The sequence below is a fragment of the Streptomyces humidus genome (assembly GCF_014649655.1).
Lineage (GTDB): Bacteria > Actinomycetota > Actinomycetes > Streptomycetales > Streptomycetaceae > Streptomyces > Streptomyces humidus.
The window spans coordinates 13,682-26,676 of the sequence record NZ_BMTL01000052.1 but is presented as its reverse complement, the minus strand read 5'-3'; the positions used below and the strand labels follow the sequence as shown (position 1 = coordinate 26,676).

The 12,995-nt window shown below is 71.4% G+C and carries 12 protein-coding genes and 3 tRNA genes; 8 read left to right on the top strand and 7 right to left on the bottom strand.

Going from position 1 to position 12,995, the window contains the following annotated elements:
- Nucleotides 1-31: 31 nt before the first annotated feature.
- The 7 genes from purM to purS all read right to left on the bottom strand — a co-directional run bounded on the left by purM (nucleotide 32) and on the right by purS (nucleotide 7,658).
- Complete coding sequence (gene purM, locus IE239_RS38100; protein WP_190154039.1) at nucleotides 32-1,099, bottom strand: phosphoribosylformylglycinamidine cyclo-ligase; 1,068 nt, start codon at nucleotides 1,097-1,099, stop codon at nucleotides 32-34.
- 45 nt (nucleotides 1,100-1,144) lie between these two features.
- Nucleotides 1,145-2,671, bottom strand: coding sequence for an amidophosphoribosyltransferase (gene purF, locus IE239_RS38095; RefSeq protein WP_190154038.1), 1,527 nt, complete (start codon nucleotides 2,669-2,671; stop codon nucleotides 1,145-1,147).
- Between the two features lie 231 nt (nucleotides 2,672-2,902).
- Nucleotides 2,903-3,397, bottom strand: a complete 495-nt coding sequence (locus IE239_RS38090) for an META domain-containing protein (protein ID WP_190154037.1) — start codon at nucleotides 3,395-3,397, stop codon at nucleotides 2,903-2,905.
- A 50-nt stretch (nucleotides 3,398-3,447) separates the two neighbouring features.
- A complete protein-coding gene (locus IE239_RS38085) occupies nucleotides 3,448-4,245 on the bottom strand; it encodes a maleylpyruvate isomerase family mycothiol-dependent enzyme (protein WP_190154036.1) in 798 nt (265 codons plus the stop codon).
- A gap of 184 nt (nucleotides 4,246-4,429) precedes the next feature.
- Nucleotides 4,430-6,688 (bottom strand): phosphoribosylformylglycinamidine synthase subunit PurL, encoded by a 2,259-nt coding sequence (purL, locus tag IE239_RS38080; RefSeq protein WP_190154035.1) that lies wholly within the window; start codon nucleotides 6,686-6,688, stop codon nucleotides 4,430-4,432.
- Complete coding sequence (purQ, locus tag IE239_RS38075; protein ID WP_190154034.1) at nucleotides 6,685-7,389, bottom strand: phosphoribosylformylglycinamidine synthase subunit PurQ; 705 nt, start codon at nucleotides 7,387-7,389, stop codon at nucleotides 6,685-6,687. The genes purL and purQ overlap by 4 nt, the downstream gene beginning before the upstream one ends.
- Nucleotides 7,386-7,658: a phosphoribosylformylglycinamidine synthase subunit PurS gene (gene purS / locus IE239_RS38070; protein WP_190154033.1), complete on the bottom strand. Its 273-nt coding sequence runs from the start codon at nucleotides 7,656-7,658 to the stop codon at nucleotides 7,386-7,388. The genes purQ and purS overlap by 4 nt, the downstream gene beginning before the upstream one ends.
- A 333-nt stretch (nucleotides 7,659-7,991) precedes the next feature.
- Here purS and IE239_RS38065 point away from each other — a divergent pair, with 333 nt between their 5' ends.
- The 8 genes from IE239_RS38065 (at nucleotide 7,992) to IE239_RS38030 (ending at nucleotide 12,962) form a co-directional block, all read left to right on the top strand.
- Nucleotides 7,992-8,309 (top strand): histone-like nucleoid-structuring protein Lsr2, encoded by a 318-nt coding sequence (locus tag IE239_RS38065; protein ID WP_190154032.1) that lies wholly within the window; start codon nucleotides 7,992-7,994, stop codon nucleotides 8,307-8,309.
- Nucleotides 8,310-8,525: 216 nt separating this feature from the next.
- A tRNA-Gly gene (locus IE239_RS38060) sits at nucleotides 8,526-8,597 on the top strand.
- A gap of 80 nt (nucleotides 8,598-8,677) precedes the next feature.
- A tRNA-Gly gene (locus tag IE239_RS38055) sits at nucleotides 8,678-8,750 on the top strand.
- A 211-nt stretch (nucleotides 8,751-8,961) separates the two neighbouring features.
- Nucleotides 8,962-10,035 (top strand): ABC transporter ATP-binding protein, encoded by a 1,074-nt coding sequence (locus IE239_RS38050; protein WP_190154031.1) that lies wholly within the window; start codon nucleotides 8,962-8,964, stop codon nucleotides 10,033-10,035.
- A complete protein-coding gene (locus tag IE239_RS38045; RefSeq protein WP_190154030.1) occupies nucleotides 10,032-10,847 on the top strand; it encodes an ABC transporter permease in 816 nt (271 codons plus the stop codon). The genes IE239_RS38050 and IE239_RS38045 overlap by 4 nt, the downstream gene beginning before the upstream one ends.
- A gap of 116 nt (nucleotides 10,848-10,963) precedes the next feature.
- Nucleotides 10,964-12,244: a sensor histidine kinase gene (locus tag IE239_RS38040; protein ID WP_190154029.1), complete on the top strand. Its 1,281-nt coding sequence runs from the start codon at nucleotides 10,964-10,966 to the stop codon at nucleotides 12,242-12,244.
- A complete protein-coding gene (locus tag IE239_RS38035; RefSeq protein ID WP_190154028.1) occupies nucleotides 12,241-12,849 on the top strand; it encodes a response regulator transcription factor in 609 nt (202 codons plus the stop codon). The genes IE239_RS38040 and IE239_RS38035 overlap by 4 nt, the downstream gene beginning before the upstream one ends.
- Before the next feature lie 37 nt (nucleotides 12,850-12,886).
- Nucleotides 12,887-12,962: transfer RNA gene (locus IE239_RS38030), tRNA-Gly, on the top strand.
- Nucleotides 12,963-12,995 lie beyond the last annotated feature (33 nt).

The window sequence follows — 12,995 nt, the reverse complement described above, 5'->3', positions numbered from 1 at the left end:
CGGACCGGCCCGACCGGTCAGGTCTGTCAGGTCAGCTCGCGTAGTCGCCGACCAGTTCGGCTCCGGCGGCGTGCTCGCCGCGGTCGGTGATCTCTCCGGCGACCCAGGCCTCGACGCCTCGGTCGGCCAGGGTGGTCAGGGCGACGTCCGCCGACTCCGCGGGCACGACGGCCATCATGCCCACCCCCATGTTGAGGGTCTTCTCCAGCTCCAGGCGCTCGACCGAGCCGGTCCTGCCGACCAGGTCGAAGATCGGCCCCGGGGTCCAGGTGGAGCGGTCCACGCGCGCGTGCAGGCCGTCCGGGATCACGCGGGCCAGGTTGGCCGCGAGGCCGCCGCCGGTGATGTGCGAGAAGGCGTGGACGTCCGCCGTGCGGGTGAGCGCCAGACAGTCCAGCGAGTAGATCTTGGTGGGCTCCAGGAGTTCCTCGCCGAGCGTACGGCCGAGTTCGTCGACGCGCGTGTCCAGGGAGAGACCGGCCTGGTTCAGCAGAACGTGCCGGACCAGCGAGTATCCGTTGGAGTGAAGTCCGGAGGCCGCCATGGCGATCACCGCGTCACCCGTGCGGATACGGTCCGGGCCGAGCAGCCGGTCGGCCTCCACGACGCCCGTGCCGGCGCCGGCGACGTCGAAGTCGTCCTCGCCCAGCAGGCCCGGGTGTTCGGCCGTCTCGCCGCCGATCAGGGCGCAGCCGGCCAGCACACAGCCTTCGGCGATGCCCTTGACGATGGCGGCGACCCGCTCGGGGTGGACCTTGCCGACGCAGATGTAGTCGGTCATGAACAGCGGCTCGGCGCCGCACACCACGATGTCGTCCATGACCATGGCGACCAGGTCGTGGCCGATCGTGTCGTACACGCCGAGCCGGCGCGCGATGTCGACCTTCGTGCCCACGCCGTCCGTGGCGGAGGCGAGGAGCGGGCGCTCGTACCGCTTGAGGGCGGAGGCGTCGAAGAGGCCGGCGAAGCCGCCGAGGCCGCCGAGGACCTCGGGGCGCTGCGTCTTCTTCACCCACTCCTTCATCAGCTCGACGGCGCGGTCGCCCGCTTCGATGTCGACGCCCGCGGCTGCGTAGCTGGCACCAGTTGTCTCAGACATGGCTAGTGAGAACCTTCGTGTCGTACGGCAGGTGTGGCGGGCCGTCTACGGGCGACGGATCGCGTCGGCGGCGGCCGTGGCGGCGGGCCCGGCGGCCAGTTCCGTCTCCAGGAGCTGCTTGCCGAGCAGCTCGGGGTCGGGAAGCTCCATCGGGTACTCGCCGTCGAAGCAGGCGCGGCAGAGGTTCGGCTTGGCGATGGTGGTCGCCTCGATCATGCCGTCGAGGGAGATGTACGCGAGGGAGTCGGCGCCCAGGGAGGTGCCGATCTCGTCGATGGTCATGCCGTTGGCGATGAGCTCCGCGCGCGTGGCGAAGTCGATGCCGAAGAAGCAGGGCCACTTCACGGGCGGCGACGAGATCCGGATGTGGACCTCGGCCGCGCCCGCCTCGCGGAGCATGCGGACCAGGGCGCGCTGGGTGTTGCCGCGCACGATCGAGTCGTCGACGACGACCAGACGCTTGCCCTTGATGACTTCCTTCAGCGGGTTCAGCTTCAGGCGGATGCCCAGCTGGCGGATGGTCTGCGAGGGCTGGATGAACGTCCGGCCGACGTAGGCGTTCTTCACCAGACCCGCGCCGAAGGGGATGCCCGAGGCCTCGGCGTAACCGATGGCGGCCGGGGTGCCGGACTCCGGGGTCGCTATCACCAGGTCGGCCTCGACCGGCGCTTCCTTGGCGAGCTTGCGACCCATCTCCACACGGGAGAGGTACACGTTCCGCCCGGCGATGTCGGTGTCGGGGCGGGCCAGATACACGTACTCGAAGACACAGCCCTTGGGCTTCGCTTCCGCGAACCTGGAGGTGCGCAGTCCGTTCTCGTCGATGGCGATGAACTCGCCGGGCTCGATCTCACGGACGTAGGCGGCGCCGCAGATGTCCAGGGCGGCGGACTCGGAGGCGACCACCCAGCCGCGCTCCAGGCGGCCGAGGACCAGCGGGCGGATGCCCTGCGGGTCACGGCCGGCGTAGAGGGTGTGCTCGTCCATGAAGACGAGCGAGAAGGCGCCCTTGACCTGCGGAAGGACCTGGTGGGCCGCCTCCTCGATGGTCAGCGGCTTGCCGTCCTCGTCGACCTGGGCCGCGAGCAGCGCGGTGAGCAGGTCGGTGTCGTTGGTCGCCGCGACGCGCGGGGAGCGGCCTTCCTGCTTGGGCAGGTCGGCGACCATCTCGGCGAGCTGGGCGGTGTTGACCAGGTTGCCGTTGTGGCCGAGCGCGATCGAACCGTGCGCGGTGGCGCGGAACGTCGGCTGCGCGTTCTCCCACACGGAGGCGCCGGTGGTCGAGTAGCGGGCGTGTCCGACCGCGATATGACCCTGGAGCGAACCGAGCGAGGTCTCGTCGAAGACCTGGGACACGAGGCCCATGTCCTTGAAGACGAGGATCTGGGAGCCATTGCTGACCGCGATTCCCGCGGACTCCTGGCCCCGATGCTGGAGGGCGTACAGCCCGAAGTAAGTGAGCTTGGCGACCTCTTCACCGGGAGCCCAGACACCGAAGACGCCGCAAGCGTCCTGGGGGCCTTTCTCGCCGGGGAGCAGATCATGACTGAGTCGACCGTCACCACGTGGCACGCCTCCGAGTGTAGGCGAGGTCGACCACTGGTCCGAATTGGGGATACCCGCGGGTAACTGGATCACTCGTCGTCGGCCGCCGCGGCCGTCGCTTCGTTTACGCAGGTCAACCGGCGATTGGCATGATCCACCGGCGGGCCGTGCGCACTGCCGCCACGGTCTCACGAGGAGGCGTCGTACAGGTGTGAGTGAGGTGTCGCACACCGATCGGGCCGGTGGCGCGGACCGGTCTCACTTCCTGGTCAGCCGGACCTGGTCGCCGTCGGCCGTGCGGAGCGTCAGCGTGCGGCCCTTGACCTCGGTGGTCAGAGCGCCGTCGGCGAGGGTGGCGGCCAGTACCCGCTCGAACTCCATGGGCCGGGCCGCGCAGGCCATCCTGGTCGCTCTGGCGTCGCTGAAGCGGACGCTGCCGCCCTGGACGACGGCCTTGGCGGTGAACTCGTTGCAGCCGTAACTGCCCGCCGCCCTGCCGTCCTCGATCCTCAGACGGGCGCTGTCGGGTGCCCGGTGGGTCGCGCCGTCCGCGGTGACGCTCTCGACGTTCCACCGGACGCCGGTGAGCGGCGGCTCGGCGCTCACCGCGCCGCTGCCGGGCCCCCGGCCGTCCGCCTGCTCGTCGCCGCAGGCAGCGGCGAGCGGGGCGAGCAGCAGGGCGGCCGCCAGGGGCAGAGCCGACCTCGTGCGCCACCTGTCCGTGCGCGTGGGGCTGTGCCTGTGCCGGTGCATACCGGTTCGACGGGGCGGGTGGGCCGGCCGGTTCCACCGCGGGGTCCGGGTCAGGACATGAGCGGCAGGAGGGCGGCGAGGTCCGCCCGCTCTCCGCTCGCGCCGACCTTCGCCGCCCCGACGGCTTCCTGCCAGGTCACACGGCCGGTCGCCAGCCGGATCCAGGTCAGCGGATCGGTCTCGACGACGTTGGGCGGGGTGCCCCGGGTGTGCCGGGGACCCTGGACGCACTGAACGACCGCATACGGCGGGATCCGCACCTCGGTCGCGCCTCCGGGGGCCCTGACGGCGAGGGCGTCGGCCAGAAGCCGGGTGGCGGCGGCCAGGGCCTGCCGGTCGTACGGGACGTCCAGGCCGGCGACGGCGTCGTTGAGGTCGTCGGTGTGGACGACGAGTTCGACGGTGCGGGTGACGAGGTAGTCGGCGAGGGTCATGGCACCGGTGCGGGCGGCGAGGACCCGGTCGCCCGGGGCGTCGGCGAGGGCCACGGTCAGACGCTCCTCGGTGCGGGCGTAGAGGGTGTCCAGGTCGGGGTGGGCCGCGGCCAGGGCCAGGGTGCCGTCCGAGATGTCGGCGGCGCGCGCCCCGGTGGCGAACGGCCAGTCCAGGAGGGCGAGATCCGGCTTCGGGGGCGCCTCCCGGTCCAGGTTGCGGCTGACCGTTTCCATCGCCGTCGTCATGTGCGCGGCGAGATCCCGCACGGTCCAGCCCGGCAGGCGCGTGGGCAGGGCGAGCTGCTCGGGGGTGAGCGTGCCCACGGCGCGCCGTACGTTCCCGAACTGCGCGAGGACGGCGGCGCGGATCTTGACGGGGTCGTAGGCGCGGGCGCGCTTCTTGGCCGGAGGCATGGCGGTGAGCCTAGACCGGCGGGAGCGGGGGGTGAGGAGTGAGGGTGCGGGGCGAGGAGTGGGCGTTGAGGGCGGAGGGTGTCGCGGCCTTCGGGGGCGGCAAGTGGGCGGACACGGCGAAGGCCCCGCCCGTCGGGAGGTGGGAACGGGCGGGGCCTTCGCCGACGCGGAGGCGTCCAGGTGCTTACGCGAACAGCGCCGGGACGGTGTCCTCGTGGGCCCTGCGCAGCTCCTCCAGGGACAGCTCGAACTCGCCCTGCAGCTCGACCGTGTCGCCGTCGACGACGCCGATGCGGGTGACGGGCAGACCGCGCGCCCCGCACATGTCGTTGAAGCGGAGCTCCTCGGAGCGGGGCACCGCGACGACCGCGCGGCCGGCCGACTCGGAGAAGAGGAGGGTGAACGCGTCGAGCCCGTCGGGCACGATCAGCCGCGCGCCCTTGCCGCCGAGCAGCGCCGCCTCGACGACCGCCTGGATCAGACCGCCGTCGGACAGGTCGTGCGCGGAGTCGATCATGCCGTCGCGGGAGGCGGAGATCAGGATCTCGGCGAGCAGCCGCTCCCGCTCCAGGTCGACCTTCGGGGGCAGTCCGCCCAGGTGGTCGTGGACGACCTGGGACCAGGCCGAGCCGCCGAACTCCTCACGCGTGTCGCCGAGGAGGTAGAGCAGCTGGCCCTCCTCCTGGAAGGCGACGGGCGTGCGCCGGGCCACGTCGTCGATGACGCCCAGCACCGCGACCACCGGGGTCGGGTGGATGGCCGCCTCGCCGGTCTGGTTGTAGAGCGAGACGTTGCCGCCGGTCACCGGGGTGCCCAGTTGCAGGCAGGCGTCGGCGAGGCCGCGGATGGCCTCCGCGAACTGCCACATCACCGCCGGGTCCTCGGGCGAGCCGAAGTTCAGGCAGTCGGAGACGGCGAGCGGCTTGGCGCCGGTCGTCGCCACGTTGCGGTACGCCTCGGACAGGGCCAGCTGCGCGCCCGCGTACGGGTCGAGCTTGGCGTAGCGGCCGTTGCCGTCGGTGGCGATGGCGACGCCGAGGCCGGTCTCCTCGTCGATGCGGATCATCCCGGAGTCCTCGGGCTGGGCCAGCACCGTGTTGCCCTGCACGAAGTGGTCGTACTGCGAGGTGATCCACTTCTTGGAGGCCTGGTTCGGGGAGGACACCAGCTTCAGGACCTGGTCCTTCAGCTCCTGGCCCGTGGCCGGCCGGGGCAGCTTGTTCGCGTCGTCCGCCTGGAGGGCGTCCTGCCAGTCCGGACGGGCGTAGGGGCGCTCGTAGACCGGGCCGTCGTGGGCGACCGTGCGCGGGTCGACGTCGACGATCTTGCCGCCGTGCCAGAAGATCTCCAGCCGGTCGCCGTCGGTCACCTCGCCGATGACCGTGGCGATGACGTCCCACTTGTCGCAGATCTCGAGGAACCGGTCGACCTTGCCCGGCTCGACGACCGCGCACATGCGTTCCTGCGACTCGCTCATGAGGATTTCCTCGGGCGAGAGCGTGGAGTCGCGCAGCGGCACGTCGTCCAGCGTCACGCGCATGCCGCCGGAGCCGTTGGAGGCCAGCTCGGAGGTGGCGCAGGACAGACCGGCCGCGCCGAGGTCCTGGATGCCGACGACCAGCTTCTCCTTGAAGGCCTCCAGGGTGCACTCGATGAGGAGCTTCTCCTGGAAGGGGTCGCCGACCTGCACGGCCGGACGCTTCGACGGCTTGGCGTCGTCGAAGGTCTCGGAGGCGAGGATCGACGCGCCGCCGATGCCGTCGCCGCCGGTCCGGGCCCCGTAGAGGATGACCTTGTTGCCGGCGCCGGACGCCTTCGCGAGGTGGATGTCCTCGTGCCGCATCACACCGATGGCGCCGGCGTTGACCAGCGGGTTGCCCTGGTAGCAGGCGTCGAAGACGACCTCGCCGCCGATGTTAGGCAGGCCCAGGCAGTTGCCGTAGCCGCCGATGCCGGCGACGACGCCCGGCAGGACGCGCTTGGTGTCGGGGTGGTCGGCAGCGCCGAAGCGCAGCGGGTCCACGACCGCGACCGGGCGCGCGCCCATCGCGATGATGTCGCGGACGATGCCGCCGACGCCCGTGGCCGCGCCCTGGTAGGGCTCCACGTAGGAGGGGTGGTTGTGCGACTCGACCTTGAAGGTGACCGCGTAGCCCTGGCCGACGTCGACGACGCCCGCGTTCTCGCCGATGCCGACGAGGAGGGCGTCGGACTGCGGGGCCTTCTCGCCGAACTGGCGCAGGTGGACCTTGGAGGACTTGTACGAGCAGTGCTCGGACCACATGACGGAGTACATGGCGAGCTCGGCGCCGGTCGGGCGGCGGCCGAGGATCTCCACGACCCGCTCGTACTCGTCCTTCTTCAGGCCGAGTTCGGCCCAGGGCAGCTCGACGTCGGGGGTCTCGGTCGCGTGCTCGACCGTGTCCAGAGGCGTCCGGCTCATGCGTTGACCAGCTTCTTGAGGATCGAGGTGAAGAACGGGAGACCGTCGGTGCGGCCGGACCCGATGAGCGGCTCGACGGCGTGCTCCGGGTGCGGCATGAGACCCACGACGTTGCCGGCCTCGTTGGTGATGCCGGCGATGTCACGGAGGCTGCCGTTGGGGTTACCCCGCTCATTGGCGACTCCGTCGCGGGCCAGGTAGCGGAAGGCGACCCGGCCCTCCGCCTCCAGCTCGTCGAGCGTGCGCTCGTCGGCGACGTACCGGCCGTCCATGTTCTTCAGCGGGATGTGGATCTCCTGGCCGGCCGAGTAGTCGGTCGTCCAGGCGGTGTCCGCGTTCTCCACCCGCAGCTTCTGGTCGCGGCAGATGAAGTGGAGGTGGTCGTTGCCGAGCATCGCACCCGGGAGGAGGTGGGCCTCGGTGAGGATCTGGAAGCCGTTGCAGATGCCGAGGACCGGGAGGCCGGCCTTCGCCTGCTCGATGAGGGGCTCCATCACCGGGGAGAACCGCGCGATCGCTCCGGCGCGCAGGTAGTCGCCGTAGGAGAAACCTCCGCACAGCACCACGGCGTCGACCTGGTGGAGGTTCTTGTCCTTGTGCCAGAGGGCGACGGGCTCCGCGCCCGCGAGGCGGATCGCGCGCTGGGTGTCCCGGTCGTCCAGGCTGCCCGGGAAAGTGACGACGCCAATACGAGCGGTCACTTCGCGGCTCCCGCGACGGCTTCTTCCGACTCGACCTTGACCGTGAAGTCCTCGATCACGGTGTTGGCGAGGAAGGATTCCGCGAGATCATGGATGCGGGCGAGGACGGCCTCGTCGACCGGGCCGTCAACTTCCAGTTCGAATCGCTTTCCCTGACGTACGTCGGAGATGCCCTCGAAACCCAGCCGCGGCAGTGCGCGCTGCACCGCCTGGCCCTGGGGGTCGAGGATCTCCGGCTTGAGCATGACGTCGACTACGACGCGTGCCACTGGCACTCCCGGTGGTGTGGTGCTGAGCAGGTTCCTGCGGGTGTCTCCGACAGGTGGCTTCAGACTACCCGCACAAAATTTCTACGCGAGTAGAGTTGGAGGAACCTACGTGACGGCCATCACGATCCCGCGTCGGCGGGGGATGTTCACGAAAAGTTACGGGAAAGATCCCCGGCCGTCCCCGGATACCTATTGCGTCCGGACACGCGGACAGATTTAGTCGGGCTTCACAATGCATTGCCGGGCACTGTACAAATGAATTAGAAATAGCCGAGACTCGGCACGACGCCACGACTGCACCGTTTGTGGCGCCGGACGAAGGGACCGATATTCGTGGCGCAGAAGGTCGTGGTCACTCTCTTTGACGACATCGACGGCTCGGAAGCGGCGGAAACGATCGCCTTCGGGCTCGACGGCAAGTCGTACGAGATCGACCTGAATGAAGGCAATGCCGAGAAACTGCGTAAGGCGCTCGCGCCCTACGTCGAGGCCGGCCGCAAGCGGTCGAGGTCGGGCAAGGCCTACAAGCAGACGGAGGTCGCCCCCGACCCCGCGGCGGTCCGGGCCTGGGCCCAGGCCAACAAGATGGAGGTGCCGGCCCGCGGCCGCATCCCCAAGAAGGTCTACGAGGCGTTCACCGACGCCCAGTGAGCGGCACCTGGTGAGCGGGGCAAGGGAGCCGGGTCCGGTGCGCCGAACCCGGTGAGCGGCATCCGGTGACGGCCGTCGCGCCCCTACCGCGGGCCCGGGCCGACGGCCGGTCACCCGCCCCTCGGACGAACCGACTTGCGCTGCACCCCTCCCGGTCGGCTAGAGTCTGGAGCACGCCGAGGGGCGAGGCCGAAAAGCCCAGCTCACGGAGTACATGCGGGTGTAGTTCAGTAGCAGAACATCCCCCTTCCAGGGGGAAGGCGCAGTGTGCAATTCCTGTCACCCGCTCTGCATCGCCGGTCTGACCAGTCTTCTGGATCAGGTAGGCTGGTGCTCGCGCCGATCGGTGAGAGCCGGTCGGAGGCAATGCGGACGTAGCTCAGTTGGTAGAGCGCAACCTTGCCAAGGTTGAGGTCGCGAGTTCGAGCCTCGTCGTCCGCTCGGGAATCAGACCCCGGTCCACTGGACCGGGGTCTTTTCGTGTGCGCTGAGCGTGTGTCCCGAAGAGTGTCGTGCGCGGGCCCTGTGCTGTGCGCGGGCCCTGAGAAGTGCCTGAACGCGCAGGCCTCGCACGGGATCGTCTGACATATGTCATACGGAGTGGTGACACCTCGCACTGCTGCCGGCCTCCGCCCGCCGGGAGCCTGGAGGCATGAACACGAATGAACACGTGATCGAGGTCACCGACCTCCGGCGTGTGTACGGGGGTGGGTTCGAAGCGGTCCGTGGAATCTCCTTCCACGTCGGCCGCGGCGAGATCTTCGCGCTGCTCGGCACCAACGGCGCCGGAAAGACGTCGACGGTCGAGTTGCTGGAAGGGCTCGCACGGCCCGACGGCGGACGGATCTCGGTGCTCGGCCACGACCCCTGCACCGAGCGGGCCGCCGTACGGCCGCGCACCGGCGTCATGCTCCAGGAGGGCGGCTTCCCCTCCGAGCTGACCGTCGCCGAGACGGCGCGGATGTGGGCCGGCTGCGTGAGCGGCGCCGGTCCGGTCGGGCGGGCGCTGGCGCTGGCCGGGCTCACCGCGCGGGCCGACGTCCGGGTCAAGCAGCTGTCCGGGGGCGAGCGGCGGCGCCTGGACCTGGCGCTCGCGGTGATCGGCGGACCCGAGGTGCTGTTCCTGGACGAGCCGTCCACCGGCCTGGACGCCGAGGGCAGGCGGGACACCTGGGACGTGGTGCGCGCCCTGCGCGACGCGGGCACCACGGTGCTGCTGACCACCCACTACCTGGAGGAGGCCGAGCAACTCGCCGACCGGCTGGCCATCCTGCACCGGGGCCGCATCGCCGCCGCCGGCACACCCGCCGAGGTGACCGCCGCCCAGCCGTCCCGGATCGCCTTCGAACTGCCCGAGGGGTACCTCCCGGGCGATCTGCCACCGCTGGGCGAGCTGGGCGTGAGCGGGCACGAGGTCGACGGGCGCGTCATAAGGCTGCACACCCGGGAGCTGCAGCGGGCCGCGACCGGCCTGCTGGTGTGGGCGCAGCGGACCGGGACCGAGCTGCGCCGGCTGGACGTGCGCTCGGCCTCACTGGAGGAGGCGTTCCTGGGGATCGCCCGGGAGGCGTCGAACGGCATGGCGAACGACGCCGTGAACAAGGCGTCGGCCGAGGCGGCGACCGGAAGAACCGGAAGAAGAGGCAGGAAGAGCGCCGGAAGAGCCGAAAGAGCCGAGAAAGACAAGACCGGCAAGACCTACGGGACCGAGGAGTTCGTGGCATGAGCGGGACGACGGTGCAGGACACGGCCGGCCGTGCGGCCGGGGGACCGGTCACGACTCCCGCACGTCGGACGGCCGCCCTCGCGCGGGCCGAACTGACGCTGCTCGGCCGCAGCAGGAGCACGCTCGTGACGGCCGTGCTCGTGCCGCTGGCGCTGCCGGTCAGCCTGGCCCCCGCGGTCGACGGCATGCATGTCCAGGACGCCGGGCTCACCGCCGGCCTGGTGCTGCTGCCCGCCGCGATCGGCTTCACCCTGCTGTTCGGGGTGTACTCGGCGCTGACGGTCATCTACACGGCCCGGCGCGAGGAGCTGGTGCTGAAGCGGCTGCGCACCGGCGAGCTCCGGGACGCCGAGATTCTCGGCGGGTCGGCGCTGCCGGTCCTCGCGACGGGGCTCATGCAGGCCGCGGTGCTGGTGGCCGGCTCCACCGTCCTGCTGGACGTGCCGGCTCCGAAGGAGCCTCTTCTCGCCGTCCTCGGCCTGCTGTTCGGCCTGGTGATCTGCGCGGCGCTCGCGGCCGTCACGGCGGCGGCCACCCGGACCGTGGAGAGCGCGCAGGTCACCACCGCGCCGATGGTGCTCGTGTCGATGGCCGGCTCCGGAGTGGCCGTCCCCCTGGAACTGATGCCCGACGGGCTCGCCTCGGCCTGCGCCCTGCTGCCGCTGTCCCCGGTGATCACCCTGATACGCGGCGGCTGGACCGGGTCCCTGTCGGCCCACGACGCCCTGGGCGCCGTGGGAACCGCACTGGCCTGGACCGCGTTGGCGGTGTTTGCTGTACGGCGGTGGTTCCGGTGGGAACCCCGGCGCTGAGGGGCACGGAACGCCGGGAGCACGGGGAGACGGACGGGCACCGGGAGACGGACGGGCACGGCCGGACGGACGGGCGCCGGGAGACGGACAGGCACGGAGAGACGGGGGGCGCGCGGATGCGCAGGCCGTGGGGCTGGTGGCGGCGCAAGAGCACGCCCGCGAAGGTCGAGACGTACACCAGGTGGTCGTTCCACTTCTTCGCCATGGCCGAGTTCATGGCGGTGGGGCTGCCCTCCGCCGGAGGGCTGCCGGCCGGGCCCGCGCTGTGGCTGCCGGCGCTGACGCTCGTGCACAGCACGCTCGGCGCCGTGACGGCGTCACGAGCACTGGACTGGACGCGTGGGCGTCGGCGCCGGCCCGTCCGGCTGCTGTGGGCCCTCGCCGCCGTCACCGCGACGGTCGCCGTCGCCGCTGCCGGCATCGCGGAGCACGGCCCGGACCGCGGTGGCGTCGACGCCGCCGCGGGCGCCGTCTTCGGCGTCGTCCTGGCCTTCGGGGCCGGCTTCACCGCGGTCGGCGTGCGCAGACGGCGGCGGGTGCTCGCGGTCGTGGCCGGCTTCGCCCTGGGCGCCGGACTCGTGGCGTTCCCCTTCGGACTGCCCGGCACGGCCGCCCTGGCGACGATGGCGGCGGTGTTCCTCGGCGGCGGCTTCCTCGCCTTCGCCTCGGTCTTCTCCGTCTGGCTGCTCGACGCCGTCTTCCGGCTGGACGAGGCCCGTGACACCCGGGCCCGGCTCGCCGTCGCCGAGGAGCGGCTGCGCTTCGGGCGGGATCTGCACGACGTGATGGGCCGCAACCTGGCGGTGATCGCGCTGAAGAGCGAGCTGGCCGTGCAGCTGGCCCGGCGCGGACGGCCGGACGCCGTGGAGCAGATGGTCGAGGTGCAGCGCATAGCCCGGGAGTCGCAGCGCGAGGTGCGCGATGTCGTCCGCGGCTACCGGGAAGCCGACCTGGGCGTCGAACTCGAGGGCGCACAAGGTGTGTTGACGGCGGCGGGCATCGCCTGCGAGGTGAGCGGGGAACCCGGCGGGCTGCCCGCCGAGGTGCAGTCCGCGCTCGGCTGGGTGGTGCGCGAGACCACCACCAACGTGCTGCGGCACGGAGACGCGGGCCGGTGCTCGGTGATGGTGCGGAGAACGGCGGAAGGCGTGGTGCTGACGGTGGAGAACGACGGGGCGCGACCCCCCGGCGCGGGCGGCGGGCCGGGCATCGAGGGGACGGGCGGCGGGTCCGGGCTCGGCGGCGCGGGCGGCGGGTCCGGGCTCGCCGGGTTGCGGGAGCGGCTGCGGGGAGTCGACGGAACGCTGGAGGCCGGGCCCGCCGGAACGGGCACGTTCCGCGTGGTCGCGCGGGTGCCGCTGAGCGAGAAGACGGCTGTGCGAGAGGTCGCTTCATGACGGTGCGGGTGCTGCTCGCCGACGACGAGCACCTCATCCGGGGCGCGCTGGCCGCGCTGCTGTCCCTGGAGGACGACCTGGTGGTCGTCGCCGAGGCGGCCACCGGGCCGGAGGCACTCGCGATGGCGCGGGCCCACGAGCCCGACGTGGCCGTCCTGGATCTGCAGATGCCGGGCGCCGACGGTGTGAAGGTCGCCACATCCCTGCGGACCGAACTGCCCGGCTGCCGGACCCTGATCGTCACCAGCCACGGCCGGCCCGGACATCTCAAACGGGCACTTGCGGCCGGTGTGCGCGGGTTCGTCCCGAAGACGGTGAGCGCCCAGCGGCTCGCCGAGATCATCCGCACGGTGCACGCCGGGAACCGTTACGTGGACCCGGAGTTGGCGGCCGACGCGATCGCCGCCGGCGACTCGCCGCTGACCTCGCGCGAGGCGGAGGTGCTCGAACTCGCCGCCGACGGGGCGCCCGTCGCGGAGATCGCCGAACGGGCCGCGCTGTCGCAGGGGACCGTACGGAACTACCTGTCGTCGGCCGTCTCCAAGCTCGGGGCGGAGAACCGGCACACGGCGGTGCGGATCGCCCGGGAGCGGGGTTGGGTATAGTTGGCCTCGCGCCACGGCATGTTCACCACGGCGCAGTGCGGACGTAGCTCAGTTGGTAGAGCGCAACCTTGCCAAGGTTGAGGTCGCGAGTTCGAGCCTCGTCGTCCGCTCCATCGTGAAAGGCCCCGGTCATCGACCGGGGCCTT

Bases quoted from the DNA above. Each gene is read 5' to 3' on its own strand.
- purM (WP_190154039.1), bottom strand. From the start codon at position 1,099: ATGTCTGAGACAACTGGTGCCAGCTACGCAGCCGCGGGCGTCGACATC.
- IE239_RS38090 (WP_190154037.1), bottom strand. From the start codon at position 3,397: ATGCACCGGCACAGGCACAGCCCCACGCGCACGGACAGGTGGCGCACG.
- IE239_RS38085 (WP_190154036.1), bottom strand. From the start codon at position 4,245: ATGCCTCCGGCCAAGAAGCGCGCCCGCGCCTACGACCCCGTCAAGATC.
- purL (WP_190154035.1), bottom strand. From the start codon at position 6,688: ATGAGCCGGACGCCTCTGGACACGGTCGAGCACGCGACCGAGACCCCC.
- IE239_RS38050 (WP_190154031.1), top strand. From the start codon at position 8,962: ATGAACACGAATGAACACGTGATCGAGGTCACCGACCTCCGGCGTGTG.
- IE239_RS38045 (WP_190154030.1), top strand. From the start codon at position 10,032: ATGAGCGGGACGACGGTGCAGGACACGGCCGGCCGTGCGGCCGGGGGA.
- IE239_RS38040 (WP_190154029.1), top strand. From the start codon at position 10,964: ATGCGCAGGCCGTGGGGCTGGTGGCGGCGCAAGAGCACGCCCGCGAAG.
- IE239_RS38035 (WP_190154028.1), top strand. From the start codon at position 12,241: ATGACGGTGCGGGTGCTGCTCGCCGACGACGAGCACCTCATCCGGGGC.